Annotated in this window: 15 protein-coding genes and 6 pseudogenes; 9 read left to right on the top strand and 12 right to left on the bottom strand. The window is 57.4% G+C overall.

The genetic code is table 11. From position 1 onward, the window contains the following. Positions 1–202: 202 nt before the first annotated feature. Positions 203–757: pseudogene (locus G5S42_RS38665) on the bottom strand (tyrosine-type recombinase/integrase); the annotation flags it as partial. On the opposite strand from G5S42_RS38665, the pseudogene G5S42_RS38670 reads away from it, so the two are divergent. Next, a pseudogene (locus G5S42_RS38670) lies at positions 758–1117 on the top strand (NAD(P)/FAD-dependent oxidoreductase); the annotation flags it as partial. Positions 1118–1194: 77 nt separating this feature from the next. On the opposite strand, the pseudogene G5S42_RS44660 reads toward G5S42_RS38670, so the two are convergent. Beyond that, positions 1195–1399: pseudogene (locus tag G5S42_RS44660) on the bottom strand (DUF4158 domain-containing protein); the annotation flags it as partial. 345 nt (positions 1400–1744) lie between these two features. On the opposite strand from G5S42_RS44660, the gene G5S42_RS46190 reads away from it, so the two are divergent. Beyond that, positions 1745–1936 (top strand): enolase C-terminal domain-like protein, encoded by a 192-nt coding sequence (locus tag G5S42_RS46190; RefSeq protein ID WP_488168792.1) that lies wholly within the window; start codon positions 1745–1747, stop codon positions 1934–1936. 75 nt (positions 1937–2011) lie between these two features. Here G5S42_RS46190 and G5S42_RS38680 read toward each other — a convergent pair whose 3' ends face one another. The 7 genes and pseudogenes from G5S42_RS38680 to G5S42_RS38710 all read right to left on the bottom strand — a co-directional run bounded on the left by G5S42_RS38680 (position 2012) and on the right by G5S42_RS38710 (position 10507). Continuing rightward, positions 2012–2965: an IS5 family transposase gene (locus G5S42_RS38680; RefSeq protein WP_176112056.1), complete on the bottom strand. Its 954-nt coding sequence runs from the start codon at positions 2963–2965 to the stop codon at positions 2012–2014. 251 nt (positions 2966–3216) lie between these two features. Then, a complete protein-coding gene (locus tag G5S42_RS38685; RefSeq protein WP_176112057.1) occupies positions 3217–3555 on the bottom strand; it encodes a M20/M25/M40 family metallo-hydrolase in 339 nt (112 codons plus the stop codon). An 84-nt stretch (positions 3556–3639) separates the two neighbouring features. Next, positions 3640–4461 (bottom strand): hydantoinase/carbamoylase family amidase, encoded by an 822-nt coding sequence (locus G5S42_RS38690; RefSeq protein WP_176112058.1) that lies wholly within the window; start codon positions 4459–4461, stop codon positions 3640–3642. Positions 4462–4605: 144 nt separating this feature from the next. Next, positions 4606–5268, bottom strand: a pseudogene (locus G5S42_RS38695) (AAA family ATPase); the annotation flags it as partial. A gap of 752 nt (positions 5269–6020) precedes the next feature. After that, complete coding sequence (locus G5S42_RS38700; RefSeq protein ID WP_176112059.1) at positions 6021–7172, bottom strand: porin; 1152 nt, start codon at positions 7170–7172, stop codon at positions 6021–6023. 517 nt (positions 7173–7689) lie between these two features. Beyond that, the gene (locus G5S42_RS38705; protein ID WP_246392447.1) at positions 7690–9219 is read right to left on the bottom strand and encodes an amidohydrolase; all 1530 of its coding nucleotides are present in this window, start codon (positions 9217–9219) and stop codon (positions 7690–7692) included. Continuing rightward, positions 9179–10507: an MFS transporter gene (locus G5S42_RS38710; protein ID WP_176112060.1), complete on the bottom strand. Its 1329-nt coding sequence runs from the start codon at positions 10505–10507 to the stop codon at positions 9179–9181. The genes G5S42_RS38705 and G5S42_RS38710 overlap by 41 nt, the downstream gene beginning before the upstream one ends. Positions 10508–10784: 277 nt before the next feature. On the opposite strand from G5S42_RS38710, the pseudogene G5S42_RS44665 reads away from it, so the two are divergent. The 5 genes and pseudogenes from G5S42_RS44665 to G5S42_RS44670 form a co-directional block, all read left to right on the top strand. After that, positions 10785–11104 (top strand): annotated as a pseudogene (locus tag G5S42_RS44665) (IS3 family transposase); the annotation flags it as partial. Between the two features lie 602 nt (positions 11105–11706). Further along, on the top strand, positions 11707–12519 hold the full coding sequence (locus G5S42_RS38715; protein WP_176112061.1) for an IS5 family transposase: 813 nt from the start codon (positions 11707–11709) through the stop codon (positions 12517–12519). A 20-nt stretch (positions 12520–12539) separates the two neighbouring features. Further along, positions 12540–13013, top strand: a pseudogene (locus tag G5S42_RS38720) (SEN1982 family lipoprotein); the annotation flags it as partial. A 384-nt stretch (positions 13014–13397) separates the two neighbouring features. Next, positions 13398–13604 (top strand): cyclic nucleotide-binding domain-containing protein, encoded by a 207-nt coding sequence (locus G5S42_RS45900; protein WP_376777232.1) that lies wholly within the window; start codon positions 13398–13400, stop codon positions 13602–13604. A gap of 21 nt (positions 13605–13625) precedes the next feature. Further along, on the top strand, positions 13626–14084 hold the full coding sequence (locus G5S42_RS44670; RefSeq protein WP_176112063.1) for a TIR domain-containing protein: 459 nt from the start codon (positions 13626–13628) through the stop codon (positions 14082–14084). Positions 14085–15359: 1275 nt separating this feature from the next. Here the strand turns inward: G5S42_RS44670 and G5S42_RS38730 are convergent. The 3 genes from G5S42_RS38730 to G5S42_RS38735 form a co-directional block, all read right to left on the bottom strand. Continuing rightward, positions 15360–15689, bottom strand: coding sequence for a hypothetical protein (locus G5S42_RS38730; protein ID WP_176112064.1), 330 nt, complete (start codon positions 15687–15689; stop codon positions 15360–15362). Between the two features lie 68 nt (positions 15690–15757). Continuing rightward, positions 15758–15979, bottom strand: coding sequence for an SOS response-associated peptidase family protein (locus G5S42_RS44675; RefSeq protein WP_246392449.1), 222 nt, complete (start codon positions 15977–15979; stop codon positions 15758–15760). A 19-nt stretch (positions 15980–15998) separates the two neighbouring features. After that, entirely contained in the window at positions 15999–16448 is a 450-nt protein-coding gene (locus G5S42_RS38735; protein ID WP_246392450.1) for an SOS response-associated peptidase family protein, read from the bottom strand. Between the two features lie 592 nt (positions 16449–17040). On the opposite strand from G5S42_RS38735, the gene G5S42_RS38740 reads away from it, so the two are divergent. Continuing rightward, positions 17041–17679, top strand: coding sequence for a class I SAM-dependent methyltransferase (locus tag G5S42_RS38740; protein WP_176112065.1), 639 nt, complete (start codon positions 17041–17043; stop codon positions 17677–17679). 589 nt (positions 17680–18268) lie between these two features. Further along, complete coding sequence (locus G5S42_RS38745; RefSeq protein ID WP_176112066.1) at positions 18269–18970, top strand: GntR family transcriptional regulator; 702 nt, start codon at positions 18269–18271, stop codon at positions 18968–18970. Positions 18971–19121: the final 151 nt, after the last annotated feature.

The raw sequence follows: 19121 nt of genomic DNA on the forward strand, positions 1-19121 counted from the left end.
CAAGGGAGGAGCACGTTGCCGACGTCGCTTCAACGACAGCACCGGACAGTACAGGTTTGCGATTCAGCTGCAGTGAGCAGAAAGCGTCGCATCTCCAGTCCGACTTTTGATGCGAATGGACGTTCGTTTTCCTGCAAGGGGTTCCTATCATAAGCGCCGGTGTTATGAAAACTGATGGGCTTATGTAGAAGTCCGTATAAACAACCTCCTGCTTGAAGTCCCGTGCGGCAAACGCCTGATCGAACTGTCGGGCGCGCTGCACTTCATCGCTGTGCAGATAGGTCGAGGTCGTCGAGATCGACGAATGGCGCAGATTGTCGCGCACCATGATCAGCTCGGCGCCCCGCGCCAGCGCGTGCGAGGCGTGTGTGTGCCGCACCCAGTGCGGGCTCGCCCGGCGCAGCTTCTCGGCCGTCCCGGGCCGCTCTTCCTGGATGGCATCGGCTACGAGCACGAAGAACCGCCTCAGCACGCGCGAGAGCCGCGTGCTTTCGATGCCGGCGGCGTCCCCCTCGAGGCTAGCCACAAGCGGCGTCGCCGGGTTCCAGCGCGCGGGCGTGACCGGCAGGCCGCGCTGCACGAGATACTGGTCAAGTGCCGTTCGTGCAAGCGGCGGCAACGCCACCTTGCCGCGCTTGCCCCCTTTGCCGGCCACGTGCAACCAGTGATCGCCGTGCTCGTCCCGGCGGATGTCTGCGAGCGTCGCGCCAACCAGCTCGCTAGCGCGCGGGCCCGTCGCATAGCCGAAGTCCAGCAGAATACAGCGGACACCGAACAGGGCGACATTCCGATGGACTATGTTATCGATGTCGGAGCGCAGGTCGCGAAGCGTTTCCCGGCGTACGAGACGGCAGGCATTGCGTCGTCGTGGACCGGCGTGTACGACGTGACACCAGACTGGAACCCGGTGCTCGGTACACTGCCCGGCATCAGCGGGCTTGTGGTCGGCTACGGCTTCTCGGGCCACGGATTCAAACTGTCGCCGACAGTCGGCAAAATCCTAGCGCAAGCAGCCCTTGGCCAGCCCACCGACGTTTCGCTCAAGCCGTACTCAGTCGAACTTTTCGCCACCGGCGAGCTTTTGACGGGAAAATATGGCCTCGGTGCAGTTTCGTGATGCGATGAGGTCCGCTCACCTCGCGATTCGTCCGCTGGCGTCATTCACGCCGCAGCCGTGGCGCAACGGCGGCCGGCAGGAATGGTATCGAGCGGAGGGAAAAAGTGCAGTTGCTGGAAGACCTTCAGCAGCACCAGCAGGCCCAGTCGAGGTCGCTCGCCGCGCGTCGACCGACGTGCCCAATCGAGCTCGTCGGGCAGTGGCGTGTAGCAGGTTTGCAGTTCCCGGGGTGCCAGGACCTCGGGGGAAGCGCGGGTACGCGGAGCGTTCGAGGGTAGCCATTGCGGATCGTCCGGATCAGCAGAGGGCCGCTCAGATTAGCACAAGAAAAATCAGACGTTACCGCTGATACCCCTTCATCGGCCAGCAATTCGATAACCGTGCGCAGAAGGCTCCAGATCGACGTGAACTGCGATGTTGATGTGACTCTTATGCACTTGACTCACAGTCACGATAAAGCGCGCCGTGGCCGCACTGCGCCATCATCAGGGGCCGCCAGCGCCCGCGCGCCGGTTCTTGGCGATAGACGCGAAATCGACAGACAGTGTTTGTGATTTCTAGTCCGTTGACCTGCTCACGCCCTAGCGACGATCGCTGTGCATTTGGGACGGTCGATTTTCTAAATTGGTGACCGTAGAAGACGGCGGCGATATCGGTACCACCGGCGGCCTGATGGAAACGAGAAAGATTGCGGCGATGGCCGAGGCCTCCAATCTGCGCCTCGCGCCGCATAATTGTGCTAGGGAAGGTCTGCACAACTCGTTTTCAGAGAGTTGGCCGTTTGCCACTTGCGTCGTATCAGCCATGAGAGTCTGCTGACAGGTTGGTCGCCTGGCTTTTTGAAGCGTGACGACCACTGTTTGCCGAGATTCGCGGCCTGAATCTGCGAGCGTTTCAAGCGTTCCACAAAGCCTTGCGTGCCATCCACAGGTTGCCCAGAGCAAATAGTGTCGTGATCTGGGCGGTGTTCTTCATCAACCCCCGGTACCGGGTCTTCGTATAGCCAAACTGCTGTTTGAGGACGCGGAACGGATGTTCAACCTTGGCGCGGATGCCGGCCTTCAGGCGTTCAATCTGATCGAATATCGCGTCCAGCCGATCGGTTAGGTCCAGTTGTCTGCGCCTGCCTGGTCGCATCGCGACATGCCAGCGAACCGCGCTTACCTGGCAGCGCTTTTCGATACCCTGATATCCGGCGTCAGCGGACACATCCATTTCCTGGCCGTGCAACAGCGCTTCGGCCGCATTGATGTCATGAACGTTGGCGGCTGTGCCGATGACCGTGTGGACCAGGCCCGACTCTGCGTCCACGCCGACGTGCGCTTTCATCCCGAAGTACCATTGATTTCCCTTCTTCGTCTGGTGCATTTCCGGGTCCCGTGTACCAGAGCCGTTCTTCGTCGAAGTGGGTGCGGAAATCAAGGTAGCGTCGACCGCCGACCCCACCTTCAGCATCAAGCCTTTCTCGCTCAGGATCTCATTGACCAGCGTGAGCATCTGCGCAGCCAGGCCGTGCGTTTCGAGAAGGTGACGGAACCGGAGAATCGTGCTCTCGTCCGGCAAACGCGTCATACCCTCGTCCAGCCCAGCAAATTCACGATACAGCGGCACGTCATAAAGCGCCTCTTCCATCGCCGGGTCTGACAGACCAAACCACTGCTGCATGAAGTGGATCTGCGGCATCGTCGCAATAGGAAACGGCGGCCTTCCAGTCTTACCCCTTGGATAGTGCGGTTCGATCAACGCAATCAACCTCGACCATGGCACAACGCGCCTCATCTCATCGAGAAATTCCCGCTTGCGCGTGCGTTTCGTTGAAAGATCCAGACCAAGACCAAGCTGTGTCATCGAGGTACCCCTTAAACCTGCCTTCTCCCAGGATAGTCCACCGAGACGTCAACGCCAGGACTTTTGCAGACCCTCCCTAGCATGTTGTGCACAGCAGGCACGCTGCAAGTAAGCGTTACCCTCACAGACTTCATGACGCTCGAAATCTATCCATACTTCAGCGACGCCCAAAACTACGTGCAAGTACTCGAGAACCCGCCCGAAGCTCGTTGCGCCGGCTTCCCAGGCTTTTTATCGGCTTTCCTGCATGGTTAGCGATCGCAACGTCCGGCGAGTTTGAGTAACGATTTGCACAAGAGATTCGCTCCCGCCTCTAGCTGCTCTGGCGCGGTCCATTCATCTTCGTGATGGCTGATACCACTTCGTGAAGGAACAAAAATCATTCCGGTCGCGACAACTTTGGAGAGCCGGCACGCGTCGTGCATCGCACCACTGGTCATCCGCAATGCCTTATAACCGTCACTCAGAGCCGATGATTCGACGATATCCACGATTTCATGGTTGAATTGGATAGCTGGAACGCGCATCGTAGATCTCACCGTCGCTTCAACTCGCTCATCCGCCGCGAACGTCGCTGCAATGTCGCTCACGGATTGCTCGATCCGATCAAGTACTGCCTCGCTCTGATGCCGCAGATCAATGGTAAAAGACGAAAAGCCGGGAACCGTATTCGGTTACCCGGGCTGAACGGCAACTCTTCCAATTGTGAATCGAACTTCGCTATCGAGAGAAAGCGCAAACCGCCTCATTGCTTCGGCCATTCGCGCAACCGCGAAAAAGCTGTCTTGCCTGTCATCCATCGGGGTTGTGCCGGCATGACGATCACTGCCGGATACATCTACTTCGTACCAGCGAACACCCTGAACGCCCGTGACGACGCCGATTTCCCGACGGCAACGCTCGAGGACCGGTCCTTGCTCAATATGAAGTTCAATGTAAGCGGCAGGCTTGATAGCGTCTCTGTCCATCGAGCCGGCGTAACCGATGCGTCCGAGTTCAGCGATGAAGTTCTTGCCATCGGCGCCAGTGATTGCCGAGGCTGCCCCTATGTCGATATGCCCCGAAAAGCCGCTCGAACCCGTGAGCCCCGGTGAGAATCGCGCACCTTCCTCATTGGTCCAGTCAATGACGACTATCGGTCTGCTCGTTCGAATGTTGTGATCATTCAACGTACGGATGACTTCAAGGCCGGCCAAGACGCCATAAACGCCGTCCAGCTTACCTCCATTCGGTTGCGTGTCCAGATGGCTACCAGTAAGCACCATGCCACTGTCCCCGTCCGAGCCGCAGCGAACCGCAAAGATGTTTCCAAAAGCATCGACGTGAACCTGACATCCGGCTTCAGTGCACCATTCAACGAAACGGTCTCGCCCCTGTTTGTCTTCATCAGTGAGAGCGATCCGACAACAGCCCCCATTCGATTTGATCCCGAAACGAGCCATTTCGGCGATGGATTGTTCAAGTCTCGGTAAGTTAATCTTCGGAAATGTATTCATCGCTTGTCCAGGCAAAGGTTCGGGGTTCCAATGCTTACTTATTCGCCCCGCTACCAAGTCAGTCTCGTCGGCTAGATCAGGTTAAACCAGGTGGTCTTCAACGCTGTGTACTTTTCGAGCGCATGCAGCGATAGGTCACGACCGATACGCGGTCTGATCATAGCCGTTCAAGCTGGTTGCCACATCATCCGCGTTGCGAATCCCGTAAAACGGCAGCTCCTCGACCATCAAACGCGCGACGATCTCGATCTTGCCGCGATCTGCAACGCGGTCTTCTGCGACAGGATCTCCCGCTGCCCGACCAGGAACGTAAAGAGCTTGATTTGTTGCCGGTCGAGCGCGTCGTGCACATCGCGCAACCACTCGTATTCGTTATCGTTGTAGCGCTGCGCCTCATCGCAAAACAGCAGCAGCGTCCCACTGCCCTCCCGCTCGGCCGCCTCGCGGATACGCAAGGTCAGGCGCATCCGTTTGGCGGAGTTGATGCCCGCATTTGGCGCGTGGTCGCCGACCGCTTCCAGCAGGTTCACGACGAACGGCCCCTCCGCGTGAGAGGGTTTGTGTTCGCACTGCGCGTGGTAGCTCGTCAATTTCGGCAGGTCGCGGGCCAACAGCAACCGCATACTCGATCGCGCGGGTCTTGCCGATGCGCGGGGGACCGTAGATCAACGCGCCCATGATCGGGTAGCGCAAGCATTTCATCACAAGTTCGTGGAGCACTTCGATCGCGGGCGTCGCGATTCGGTAGTTGCCGGTCGCCAGCGGACGAAGCGAAGGATCGATGGGACGTGGAATCTCGACGGACATGATGCCCTCCTCTCGGAAGCGGTGGATCAACCTACCTGGCCGGTACCGATCTTCAGCTTGCGTGGATGGACCCTCGCCCGGGAGGTTTCGGACTGCCCTACATTGGGAGCCATGTCGGAGACGGCGGTCTGTCAATGCCGACCGTAATTTCCCCAAGGGGGATTATTTATCCGACAGCGACAGCCTGTCGCTACGACGCAGGGACGTGCGCGGTGCCGGCGATGCCTCGCCAGCCGACGGTGGCCGCAATGATTCGAAATCCGGCTGCGCCCCGAAGCCCGACGGTGTGCTCGCCTTGGCCGCGGCGGCGGCCCCCGAACCGGCGAATAGCGGGGCGGCGGATGATCCATTGGCAGGCGACGCAGCAGCCGAATTGGTAGTTGAAACGGCCGTCGAAGCATCCGGCGCAGTAGCCAATGAATCCTCGGCGCCGAGTGCAACCGGCGCGGCGAAGTCGGCCACCTGTCGCACACCGGCGCCCGTGGCTTCGTGCGCGGGCACGGTCTGGACCGGTGATGCGCTCCACGCGCCGCCCGGAGCTAAGCTCCGTGGCGCCGTGCTGCTGAAATAGGAGGACGCCGGAGACGGCTAACGGTAGGCACCGGCGGACAACGGCGTGTTATCGCTCATGACGAGGGTCTGGCTCGCCCTTCACGCGAATAAAGAGATGAGAGATACGTTATCTTTCAAACGTACCACGGGTAGACGGGAGCGCCGCCCACCCGTGGAGCATTGTTCTACATCTTTGGATGTCAGAATCGGTGACGCATACCGACAACCACCAGTGTCTGGGAGTTACCGTTTCCGGTCAGCCCATATGAACCCACCGATGCAACTGCGTCAACGAGCCCTCCGGCGACGGTTCGCTGCGTTCCGCTCGCATGCTGGTAAGCGGCAACCGCGTAGAAGTCCGTGCGCTTCGACAAGGCGTAGGTAACGCCCCCCGTCACCTGGTTATACGTTGCAGACGTATCACCTCCAGCGCGGGTGTAGATGTACCCGATTCCGCCAAGGACACTGGGAGTAATCTGATAGAGGGCATACACTTTTCCCGAATTGAAGTGCTCTTGCGATTTGAACGTCGACTGCGCGTCCGCGTTAAACGCCGAATAGCTATACACAGCTCCGAGGGTCAACGCAGAAAGCTGGTAGCGGGCCGCCGCATGCGCAATTCCGATCGATGCCGCTGTTTGATAGCCGTTGCTGATGGGTCCGTCAAAAATCGAATCCATCGTACCGCTCCAGTTGGTCCGCAGCTGTCCCGGGGCAGCCGCAGTATTACTTCCATGAAGATAGCCTGCCGCGATGCTCAAGGGTCCGCCGGTATAACTGGCTGCCGCAGAGTAGGTATTTCCTGAGCCAGGTTGCCCCGCCACACCGTTCAGTGCGTACAGTCCTTCGAACTGGATACCTCCAAACAAGGGGCTAACGTATTTGATTGCGTTCGAGATGCGCGCACTGTTGTCGTTGTTATCGACGTCTCCGGGGGTTGTGGCTGGAGATCCCAAGACGCTTTCGAGTGTCAACCCTTGAACCTTGTCAACCATCGGGTCATACTGCCGCCCCAGCTTAAGAGTGCCGACACTGGCGCTCGTGATACCGACCCACGACTGCCGGCCAAATTCGCGCCCACCTTGACCAAGTGTCCCGGTGCCGACATTAAAACCATTTTCAATCTGAAAGATTGCCGCCAACCCACCACCTAGGTCTTCTACGCCTTTCAAACCCCATCGATCACCATTGAGATTACCGTTCATCATCGCATAGCGGCTGCCTTGATTGGTGTTGACGTAGCCAAAACCTGCGTCAATCAAACCGTACAAGGTAACGCTCGATTCCGCATGGGCCACGCCAGCGAGTGCGGTTGACGCCAACACAACAGCAACAGACTTTTTCTTTTGCATTTGATCTCCATGAATCGTTGAATAATGACTGCGCAGACTGAGACACAGTGCCCTGTTTTTATATGTTGTACTAAGTTGATAGCCATCCGCCATGCCCCCCGTCGTGACCGGACCGCGTCTTGAACAAGTCCGACGTTCCCCATCACGTACACATGTCCATTTGAATTCGAACGGACACGGTCGACAGCGCGTCCGAATCAAGGTGACTCCTACGGAGTGGCGTTACGGCTGGATTGCGTCAAGCTCAAGCATCGCTATCAAACATGAACAGTTGTTGATTCATACAACGACGACTGTTACTGCCGACAACCGCGGACCCCGGTCGGCGGGGCAGGCATCCGTGCCGCGTCAGCGACGTTCGTCCCCACTCCGGAAGCCGAGCCGACGCATGGTAGAAAGCTCGCCTGCAAGGGATGAGCGTCAGACGCGGCACGCCGTCGGGGGCCAGCAGAGAGCACGCCCGCCCCCGGCCCCACTGTGACTCGCCAGGCCGTCCGGGACTGCGACGGGCTCGTTCTCAGGCGGCTTGTTGCGGCAAGCGGGGGGGGAGTTCGGCGGGCATCAGACAGGTGAATGGGTCAAGCGCACTTTGTCGCCGGAACTCATCCTTGATGGCCGTACGGAGCCTATCGTCCGTCAAGACGTCCGCTCCGGTTGCCGCCATGATCTTTGCGGCATAGGCCAAACCCTTGCGGGCCGGATCCGAATTGCTCTGCGCGGTCCATTGCCAAGTGTGGGACGGCGGGCCAATGACATGAGTCGCCGCCAGAAGCTGCACTGTTGGCACCGTGCGACTCACATCACCGACGTCCGTCGATCCCATGACCGGCTCAGTGACATCGCGCAACGGCCAGACTTCGTCACACAGCACCGTGTGCTCGCGCGGCGCGAGCTGCCACAACTCGTAGGAAGCAGCGATCGCTTTCGCCGAACAGGACGTCTGAAAAGGCGCTGCGATTGCGCGGTCACGTTCGTCGAAGCCAGTAGGCCCCAACTTCACCAAATTGGCGTGGAGCGCTTCTTCCAAGGGACGATTGCGAAGCAAGCTTGCGACCGCAGCGTGCACGTCTTCGCTCACCTCGGTCTCTGTCATCAACGCTGCGCCTTTGGCTACCTTGCGGACCCGTTCGGCCAGTTCGACCAATTCCGTCTGTTGGGCCGCGCGGATCGAATAACGAACCGTAGCGTGGCTCTGCACGACATTCGGCGCGATGCCGCCCGCATCGATAATGGCATAGTGTATGCGGGCATGGCGCGACATGTGCTCGCGCATATAGTTTACGCCGACGTTCATGAGTTCGACGGCGTCCAGCGCGCTGCGGCCGAGATGGGGCGTAGCTGCAGCATGGGCGGTGCGCCCCGTAAAGCTGAAGTCGATTCCGAGAGTGGCGAGAGAGCCAGAGTCCCATACCATGTTAAAAAAGGCTGGATGCCACGTGATGGCGGCGTCGACGTCGTCGAAGGCGCCTGCGCGCGCCATAAAAGCCTTGCCCGCTCCGCCCTCCTCTGCTGGACAGCCGTAGTAACGCACGCGCCCTTTCAATCCGTTAGCCGCGAGATAGTCCTTCACAGCCGTCGCCGCCAGGAGAGCCGCGGCGCCAAGAAGGTTATGCCCACACCCGTGTCCGTGTCCGTCCTTTTCGACCGGCGAGAACTCGGCCAGTCCGGCCGCCTGGCTCAGTCCCGGAAGCGCGTCGTATTCGCCCAGGAACGCGATGATGGGTCCGCCTTCGCCGGCCTCACCCATAACGGCGGTCGGAATGCCGGCGACATTTCGGACAATGCGAAACCCCTCCTGCTCCAGCATCGCCACATGCTCCGTAACCGATCTGAACTCGTTATAGGACAGTTCAGGCGTTGCCCATACTTTGTCACTGAGCACGAAGAAGTCTTCCTTTTTTACATCGACGAGGTTCCAGATTTCTTCCGCGACTGCCATTGATTTGCCTCTCTGCATCAGTTGAAAATAGGTTTGAAACTCTAGCCTTCCGCGGGACAGTCCGCCTTCAATCCAACACAACTCCATTCGCGTGACCGAATCGGTCAAGACCTTTTGGAAAGGCCATGATGGCAAACAGCATGACCGCGCTTGCCATAACCGCATAGAATGCGGGAGAAGCGGGATTGCCGGTGTGTTTCAGCAACCAGGTGACGACAACCTGTGCGGTGCCACCGAAGCTAGTGATCGGAACGGCATAAGTGACACTGAGGCCGAGAGCTCGCACGCGCGCCGGCAACGCTTCGCCAATCAGCATCAGAACCGAAGGTCCCGCCACGGCCGGCATGGCACTCATCAATATGGTGGCGATGAGCAAGGTCGACACGCTCTGCGAGAGAATAAGAAGGTGGTATGCCGGGTAGATTCCCGCGAGCAGGACCGTGTATGGAAGCGCCACTATGACCCGGACGTTATAGCGATCACAGAGCCACCCACCAAGCAGACCGAACACGATCAGCGACGCACCTAACGCTATCGCCGAAAACATGCCGATATGCGGCGGCATTTTCAGTACCGCGATGGAGTATGTGGTCATGTAGACCGCTACGTAGAAAACCGCGGTGCTAGCTCCCAGCATCGCCATACCGGGCAAAATGGCTCGGCGATGGCGCCACAAATCGCGCCATGGAGTGGCCGTCGTATTCGCCCCACGGCTACGGCCATCGAAGGTCTCGGGCATCTGTTTGCGCAAGTAGAGCGCAACCGGGACGAGTAGGAGCCCAAGGGCGAACGCTAATCGCCATCCCCAACTCTGCATGTTCTCCGGCGCCAGTAGCGATGTGAACGTGACGCCGACAATCCCTGCGGCGAAACCCGAAATGCCCTGGCTGGCGGTCGACCAACTCGTATAGAAACCGCGTCGCCCCTCGGGAGCAGCTTCCATAAGGAATGCTACGGCCGGCCCGACTTCGCCGCCCAAGCCGAACCCCTGGATGAGCCGGCTGATGACCACGATGATCGGAGCGGCGACACCGATGGTTGCCTGATCGGGAGTCAAGGCCAGTCCCATAGTGCCGACAATGATCAGCGCGATGGTAAGAAGCAAGGCCGGCTTGCGTCCGAGGCGGTCGCCGAGCCGGCCGATGAACAGCGCACCAAGAGGGCGAGTCACGAAACCCACCCCAAAAACTGCGACGGAAGCAAGAATTCCTGTCAGTCCGTCCAAGGATGGAAAGAAAGCCCTTGCTGCGTAGACCGCGAAGAACGAGTAGATCCCAAAATCGTAGAACTCAAGAGCATTGCCCGCGATCGCCGCAACAACCGCTCTCGTAGGCACTCGTCGTTCCGATTGCGCGAATCGCGAGTGTGGCGGCCGGCGCTCATCAAGCACAGTCATCTTCTGTCTCCATTGGGCGAATTCTTCGTTCGCGGTTCGTGATTCGTTGCTGTCCTCCACTAACGAATGCAGTGGCATCGATAGAAGTCTGCCTCGCTGATGTGAATGACACAATCCGGCCAAAATAGGTCATGTATTTGAAACCCGTATAGGGTGCGCCTCGATACCGATACTGGATCGACTCGCCAGCATCCGGTGCTTCACTAGGGTAGACTTGATACGTCCTTTGAAGTAATTCTCACAAAAGACCGTACCGACATTCGAACTGGCGAGCCACGTGAAAACATCAGACGGAGCGTGTCACTACGTCAGCATTCAATACAGACAACGACTGACTGAGGCTAGAATCGACCCGTCGGTCGGCAGCCGGCCGACGTCCGCGAGAACGCGCTGCATGAACCGATGAACGGCATCTCCAAGACGGAACCGTTTCATCGCCGCGCCCCTTGGAAAACGAGGGAATCCGTCGAATAGGCAACCCTGGAATGTGTGGGCTGGCAAGACCGTCATCGTCTGATGGAATCGCTCGGCTATCTCCCGCACGCTGGGGCTGAAGCAAGCTATTACAGCAAGTCTGAAGTGCCTGCATGTAGTTAAACCAACCAGCCTGCGGTTCAGCTCGCTTGCACGTGTCCGCAACACAGCGATGATCGGACTCTTGGATCGGAGCGACAATGACTGTGCGTGTGACTGTGCGTGGAAAGCACATTCAGCGGATCCTCACATCGGCCACACAAAGGGCTGTTAGCTTACTCAAAGCTATCCGGAATCATCTCCGTCTTTCCCGGCAATCGTACTCGTGGATAAGTCTTGTAAAGAACGTCGTCCGAAAAGCCTCTCACATTCGATTTTGAACGCCTCGATCTCTCGCCACTTCTCCGCAGAGGAAAGGCCAGGCTCCGTCGCTAGCACGGACGCTGCTTGATCGAGCTCAGCCTCGCTGAATTGACGCCGCCAACCAAGTCCGGTGCGCCGAAAAAGAAGATCCATGAGGGTCACGGCATGTTCTTTCTGTATGCCATGCTGGAGATCTGATAGTCGTGTTGACAGCCCCGATACCAATGCGGGCGAACTGTCGCTTGCGGGCGGCTGCTTTGGCGCATAGTCTGGTCGTTGCCGTCGGCGCCGGGGTCTTAGCCGCTTTGCCACCGCCTTAGAGCGTGTTAGGAACTTCGATTGAGACCTGGTATCCTGGCGGGATGAAAACAACCGACCGCAAAGGGTATCCGACTGATGTGTCGGATGAGGAATGGAGTTTCGCGGCGCCGTATCTGACGCTGATGGACGTTGACGCGCCCCAGCGCAAATACGAACTGCGCGACATGTTTGATGCATTGCGCTGGATGGCTCGTGCCGGCGCGCCGTGGAGGATGCTGCCCAATGATTTCCCGCCGTGGGAGTTGGTGTATCAGCAGACTCAACGCTGGTTGCAGGCTGGCTGCTTTGAGAGCATGGTGAGTGACCTGCGCTCGGTGATACGCGTGGCACAGGGCCGTCGGGGACAGCCCAGCGCGGTCATCCTCGATGGCCGCACGATACAGTCGACCTGCGAGAGCGGCCCGCGTGCGGGTTATGACGGTTATAAGCGCAAGCGCGGTAGTAAGGTACATATTGCAGTAGACACGTTGGGACAGTTGCTGGCGGTGCACGTGACCCCAGCCAATGAACAGGAGCGCGCACAGGTAGCGGAGCTTGCGCGGCAGGTCCAGCAGGTAACGGGACGAACGGTCAAGGTGGCATTTGCCGATCAGGGATACACGGGCAAAGAGCCAGCGCAGGCTGCGTTCGACGAGGGCATTGACCTTCAGATGATCAAACTCGAAGAAACGAAAAAGGGTTTCGTTCTGCTCCCCCGCCGGTGGGTGGTCGAGCGCAGCTTTGGCTGGCTCAACCGTTTCCGGCGTCTCGCACGTGACTATGAACGGCTCCCCGAAACTCTCGCTGGGCTTCATTTCGTCGTCTTCGCAATGCTCATGCTTGTCCACGCCGTGTCCGTACTTCAAAGTTCCTAACACGCTCTAGCCAATCGCGGTGCCTGCCGCCCGGAGTCTGGCCGGCGACAAGCGATCCCACGGACCACGGTAACCCTTATGCGTTTTATGACGCCGGAATGGGGTTAGTGCAGGCAGGAATTGCAACGGTGAAGGAGGAAGGACCGAGTTCTTCCACGAACTTTCGCAAACAGGCGATCTTTACGCTGACCGAAGAAGGTAAGAAGCTGCTGGTTACGAATGAGCGGCAGCCGTTTCCCAGCAAGCTGTACGGCGCATTCTGCTATGGGAAAGCAAAACTCACGAAGGTCCTGAACTGGGACGACCCGATGAAACTAGGCGGCGCCGTGGTCACGACTGTGACGTACGCCTACGAACTAACAGACGTACCGAAGTGGGCGGAAAACAAACAGCTTCAGACGTCATTCCCCGCGTTAGGCAACGACGTCACAGGCAAGGGTAAAGCGAACCTTGGTGTTTCGTTGACCGATGGGCATTGGCAGCCTGCCACCTGATTGGCTCGCTGGGGCTGAAAATCTGCCCAATGCAGCCTCACCGTGCCATGGGCGGAAATCGAACGTGGCCGGTCCCACAGAACGTGCGTGCTCGAAGCCAGAATCGCGAACTTTCGACCGTTACCGCCCTACGACCGAGCCCCTCGGTGATTCACCATTGACTCGCATTCGCTCACAACTGTATGGGCGTCGGGAATCGTTAATGTAGCGCCGAGCTTCATCGCAAAGGCCAATCGACAAGGGTCGACGATTTTCCGGCGTCGGCAGTGACATCGGCTAAGTAAGAACATTTTATCAATAACAAAACGGGGTAACCGTGAAGGAAAGATTTGAGGGAGAAGCGCGGTGCCAAAATCTCATTGACGCGCTTGAAATGCAAGGAATTTGCCGCGGTATTCCAGAGCTGCCGCAGCGGCTGGCCAATACGGTGAACTTGTCGAGTTTCAAGACAATGAAAAGCTCATCACACAGGGCGAGCAATCCAGCGACGTTTATTTTTTGTTGACTGGGACTACGAAGATCATTGTTGGTAAGAAAGAAGTCGATCGCGTTGATGCCGGTCGGCACGTAGGTGAAATGGCGGAAATTTAGGCACTGCCGCGCTCCGCGACTGTGATCGCTGACCGCGCTATTGTCGCTATTAAACTATCCGAGACTCAATTCATCGAGCTGTGCGATCAGTTTCCCCGGATCTACGAGCACCTTGCTGTGGAACTTGCGCGGCGGCTGGAGCGACGCAACAAGGCGCTTGCGCGCTCAGACGAAAAAGTGAATGTCTTCGCGATTTCATCAGTCGAAGCCCTGTCGGTCGCTGAGACCGGTGTCCTCGCGTTCGAACATGCGGAAAACATCAAGTTTTGGAACTGGCCAGACAATGTGTTCGGAGTGAGCAGTTATCCGCTCGACGACCTCGAGCGTCATCTGGACACGGCGGACTTCGCGATTGCCATCGCACAGGATGATGACCTCACTACATCCCGCAAGGAGAGGAAGCCAAATCCACGCGATAACGTCATCTTTGAATTGGGACTTTTTATGGGGAGATTGGGGTTCGCCGCCGAACCACCTTGATGAAGCCAAAGGGCGTCGCTGTAAAGCTGCCTAGCGATCTTGCGGGCGTGACTACTATCGAGTATCCAGCAAAACTGTCTGAAGACTCACCTGACCGTGACATGGCGGCGGCATGGACGAAAGTCCGTGCGCATATCGAGAAGGTAAATCGATGAACAATGGTGAGATAGCGAAAGTCCGTGATGCAATCGAGCAAGGTCTCGATCGCGCTGAATCCAATTGGGAGAAGGTCGGGCACCTGAGTGAGGCGCGACTGCAGAAGTCGGTCGAATCGTACGCTATGGACAGCGCCGACTCGAATATCCCTGGTTATCCAGTTGCGTCAGCAGATAGACCAAAAGTCGACGAGTTCATTGCGCTAGAATTGACATGCGGGGATCGACTCAAAGACTCAAGACAATTATCAAAACCGCAAAGATCTACGGACTGCAACGGGTCTATTACGAGACGTCTGCGCTTTTGCCTGCCGTCGCCGTTACCTGTGGCTTTCAAGGCGGGACGGTCACGGAATATTTGGGTGACGGCGGGTTGATATTGTTCGGGGTGGACAAGGACGACAGGGAGAAGTCTGTCCGGCTCGCATACCGTTCCGCGGAGAATTGTATCGGCCATATGCGGTCGCTGATCAACGACGCCATCGCAAAACGTTACTCGCTACCGGCAGTTTCACTTGGAGCTGGGCTCGCAATGAGCAAAGCAATGATCACCGTGGTCGGAATACAAGGAACTATCAGCCCAAAGCGATTGGTTCGTGTGTATGGGATGCCACGAAACTCAGTGGCGGAGTAAACGCCGTCCACGTTTCGCGCGATATAAACGGCGTATGGCCAACATCACAAGGCGGCTTAATGCGATTCAGGCAGCTTGATCTGAAACACGTCGAGGGGTACAAAATGTATAAGGAACCGGCGACAAGCCAACGAGCCCTCGCGAATTGAATGACCGTTTCCCGGGCAGATTGGAGATCTGTCCGAGCGACGTCGCAAGCGAACGACTACTGATGGCCGACTTTTGCCTAGGCGACCTATCCTTTTAATCTACAAGGGGTAACTGCGGGCCGCTGGTCGTATCGGCCACCGGAGATTTCCGCGGGGGAAGAGGGTATGCCTCCGCGAGCATTGCTTCCACTGGATAGAGGTTCAAAAAAGAGCGCGCCTCGTCGATCGATCGGGTTACCTCGCTTGCCCCGTGTCGTAAACACGCCTGTATTCAGGGGCATTCGCATTTGCTCACTGCACCTTCGCGGTATCATCGATCGCAGCAGGCGGACGCATGCTATGACCGATCGTCTGCATTCACTTCTTCATCGTCCTCCGGGAGCTCGAGCGGCGCGTTCGATTCCGCATCTGACCATGCGGCGGGTATGGCATCAATCGCTTTCAACCCATAATCCTCCGGGCACTCAACGATCGCATCGATCTCTTCAATGATGAGTTCGCGTACATATGCGTTCTCGTCCTGCCCGAACCGTCGCCACGCGCGCTCGATGAAGTGGTGCACCATCACGACGGATCGCGCATCTATCTCAATCGCTATGCGGATATTCAGAACTGGATTACTCGCCCGTGGAGACTGCCACCGACCAACCAGAAACTTCGCGCTCATCATTCAACCCGGGATGTTATTCGCACCAGCATACCCAGCGCAGACGGTAGTCAAGTTGACGTGCTTGCTCAATCGACAAGCGGTAGCTGCGGATCGCCGGGTCGGTCGGCCACTCGCAATTTACGCGGCGGAAGGGGATATGGTTCCGCGTGCATTGCTTCAACTGGATAAAGCTTCAGAAAGGACCGAGCTTCATCGGTCGATCCGCAGGAGAGCCAATCGCCATACTGCGCCGGCGGGACAATGACGACTGAGCGCTTCTCGGCACCGGGCTTGTGAAAGCGCTTCATCAGCGGATGCTCGTCTGAGTCAACGGTGAGCATCGTGAAGGAGAGGGTATGCGAGCCGTCGACTTCCTTCCAGGGAGCGCCAGAGCCCGGCGATCGCGAGCGGTTCACCGCTAGCTGTGCCGATTCTCCAACACACAGCCGTACCTGTCTCGTAGTTGGGTTCAAAGAATGCACTACACGGGACAAGGCAGAGTTGGAGATTCTTCCACGCGCCGCAGAAGCTGCGTTTCTTCCCGACTGATTCCGAACGCGCGTTCATCGTATCGAACGCCTTCACACCCGGAGGAATATGCCGCCGCGGAACGATGCCGAACCAAGCGCCAAACGTCTCGAATGCGTCGCCACCGCGGCGCAAGATCGGCGCGTAGTAGTCCTTGTAGATCTCGCGCTTGTAGTCGAAGTCCGGCTCCGGGAACAGGCTAAAAGCGTCCCAGGCGTCGTTAGGATTTGCGTCGTAGCTCGTGCACATCAGTTCTCTCCGATATTTCGCCACGTTTCGCCGACGCTCGATGCTTACGGTTGCGGCTTTCGCGCTCCGGTAGCGGCCGAAAAACAGTAAGGCAGCTTCGGGCGACTGGATACCGGTTCATTGCCGTGGTGAGCGTCGAGCCCCTGATCACTTCTGTATCTCATGCTTAAACATTGAGCAAGGCATTCAAATGGGTTGGCTCCCAGTGTCGTGCGCGGACGCACTGCGCATGACATGGTTCCGGCGCCGCCCGAAAAACCGGTGTGATCGTGCGTAGCGACCGTGGCGGTCACTATCGTCGCAGCCAGAGTTGGCGCAATCCCTCGGCGACGCTCACATTGCGCGCTTTCCGACACTGACATGGCGAATTGGCATACACCTGACAATATCGACACCATCTGGCCATCGCATACCTGCCCGAACCATCTCGGCACGTCTCTTGCACGTTCGCTGGCGTCATGCGTGAGTTGTGGAATATCGCTCCAGGCTGCGGCAATAGCGTTGCCGCGCGATGACTCCCGCTTGCCGATTGAACCGGCTCGTTTGGCTGCAAGCTGAAAAAAGCTTCGGATAACATAATGAGGATTACCAAATGCAAAGTAAACAGCACGTGATGGGGGACAGGGATCATCGCGCCTGGGTGGGTCCACCTGATTATTACGACCGCTTGGGTGCCGTGCAATTCGTTACATTGCTTCTGCTGGGGTTGAGAGAGGAACACTTTTTATTGGATATCGGATGTGGTTCACTACGTGGAGGCAGGTTCCCTTTGATGTACCTCAATCCCGATCGCTATTTCGGCATTGAACCGGAAGAATGGTGTCTTCGGCAAGGCATCGAGGCGGAGGTTGGCTCCACACTTGTCACTTTGAAGCGACCACAATTTTCATTCAATTCTGATTTAAATACAACCAGTTTCAATTGCCAGTTTGACTACATAATTGCCGCCGGCATATTCATGCACGCGAGCAAAACGCAAATTATAACGTGCTTAAAATCAGTGTCTCGGAGTTTGCGATCTAATGGGAAATTTGTGGCGGCTTTTCTGGAGGGAGGTTCAGACAGCAGCTGCGCACACTGGTCGTATCCGGCAGTTCAGTATTACAAGGCTTCAACCCTTCGTTTGCTCGCGGGGGAATGTGGATTAGAGCTCGTCCTCCTCGATGCTCCGCACCCACTAGGGGCATCAATGGGTTGTTCTAACGCATATGAAGGAGCAGCAACACGTTAATCATCACCTTGGACTCGATGCGTTCTCGTGGGAAGAATATCTTTCGTTTCAGTTATCGAAACGAGGAATAGCTCCCAAGAGTCATGAAGGCTATTTGCGTCATGACCTGAGCAGGGTCATTCGCAGCGACGACGAATCTGTTGTTCCGCAAGCGAAATTGTCGTCATCAGAGCCACCAATCGACGACGCTGCGGCTCACACAATGGAGACTTAGGGCGCGCGCCAAAGCGCCGTTGTGGCGATTGTCGCCATGCGATTCTTGACCATCGGCAACGCTGAATGTCCGTGCGGTAGGCTCGCGAGCGCCCGGGGCGCATAACGTTCTTGCTTCCCCTCGCTGTTGAGAAATCGGTAGTTGGCTGCGGACCCCTGAACCAGGGGCTAACTGTTCGCAAGAGACGTTGCGACAGCGCATGATGGGCGGGACTGTTGGCTACGCTTCGCCGTGCGATTTGAAAATACACACGGTTGGCACAACCGCTTTCGAATCTAGCAGTTTGGTGGAGCCCAATTCACGGAAACGGATGCAGACGCTTTTTAACGTGTAGCAGGCGACGGTCTTAATGCTTCGCTCCGAGGGAGGTCTTTGATGTCACAGGTAGCAAAAACAAGGGTATCAAGAGCTGGCACCGTGGACAAAGCGCCGTCAACCCGCTATCCGATATCGAAGATCCATCAGACGTTACGTGATCGGATCTGCACTCTGTATTATCCCCCCGGCACCGTATTGCGCGAGACGGCGCTTGCGGATGAATTCCACGTCAGTCGCACACCGATTCGGCAGAGTCTTCAGAGGCTCGCATACGAAGGCCTCGTGGAAACAAGAAATGGCATCGGTACGATAGTCACGGGCGGTGATCTCCGGGAATATCGTGACACTTACGCATTCCGGCTAAGGTTGAGCGAGATTCTTGGCGACTTTTGCTCTCCAGCAGACGCTCCCCACGCGCTCGAGCGGATGCAACAGTTGGCGGTTAAAGCGACGACGCTGCAACACAGGCCACCGAATTCAGGAGCATTCTGGAAAGTCCTCGATGAGTTGCATTCCGTAATCAACGGCCTCATAACGAACGTACAAGTGCGCCAAACGCATAACCGCTGTTACGTGCAAGTCTCACGGGTTAGGCTGAATATTGTGGAACTTGTATGGGACGAAGAACTTAGAAGTCTTAATAGGGAGCTGGACGAATGCTGCTTGGCGCTGCGCGCTGGGGACATGCGTGCTCTTGGACTTGTGCAACGCAACCACATCTCGTTCGGTCTCGCACGCATCGCTCGGCTGATCTCATAGTGTGCCGGACAGGTCGTGTAGTTTGGTCGGTGCCGCCGTGCTGTAACTCGAAAATGCGCCAATACAGAAATGAAGACCGGCTCACACAGCCTCACAGAATCACGATGTTCGCGTTCCTCGGGATGTCGCGTTCGACTGCTCTTGCCTGATA

The sequence above is a fragment of the Paraburkholderia youngii genome (genome assembly GCF_013366925.1).
GTDB lineage: Bacteria > Pseudomonadota > Gammaproteobacteria > Burkholderiales > Burkholderiaceae > Paraburkholderia > Paraburkholderia youngii.

What these genes read in the sequence shown, in the direction of transcription:
- G5S42_RS38740 (WP_176112065.1), top strand. Translation starts at nt 17,041, where the DNA reads ATGCAAAGTAAACAGCACGTGATGGGGGACAGGGATCATCGCGCCTGG.
- G5S42_RS38690 (WP_176112058.1), bottom strand. Translation starts at nt 4,461, where the DNA reads ATGAATACATTTCCGAAGATTAACTTACCGAGACTTGAACAATCCATC.
- G5S42_RS38715 (WP_176112061.1), top strand. Translation starts at nt 11,707, where the DNA reads ATGAAAACAACCGACCGCAAAGGGTATCCGACTGATGTGTCGGATGAG.
- G5S42_RS38700 (WP_176112059.1), bottom strand. Translation starts at nt 7,172, where the DNA reads ATGCAAAAGAAAAAGTCTGTTGCTGTTGTGTTGGCGTCAACCGCACTC.
- G5S42_RS38730 (WP_176112064.1), bottom strand. Translation starts at nt 15,689, where the DNA reads ATGAGCGCGAAGTTTCTGGTTGGTCGGTGGCAGTCTCCACGGGCGAGT.
- G5S42_RS38680 (WP_176112056.1), bottom strand. Translation starts at nt 2,965, where the DNA reads ATGACACAGCTTGGTCTTGGTCTGGATCTTTCAACGAAACGCACGCGC.
- G5S42_RS38710 (WP_176112060.1), bottom strand. Translation starts at nt 10,507, where the DNA reads ATGACTGTGCTTGATGAGCGCCGGCCGCCACACTCGCGATTCGCGCAA.
- G5S42_RS38745 (WP_176112066.1), top strand. Translation starts at nt 18,269, where the DNA reads ATGTCACAGGTAGCAAAAACAAGGGTATCAAGAGCTGGCACCGTGGAC.
- G5S42_RS44675 (WP_246392449.1), bottom strand. Translation starts at nt 15,979, where the DNA reads ATGAAGCGCTTTCACAAGCCCGGTGCCGAGAAGCGCTCAGTCGTCATT.
- G5S42_RS38735 (WP_246392450.1), bottom strand. Translation starts at nt 16,448, where the DNA reads ATGTGCACGAGCTACGACGCAAATCCTAACGACGCCTGGGACGCTTTT.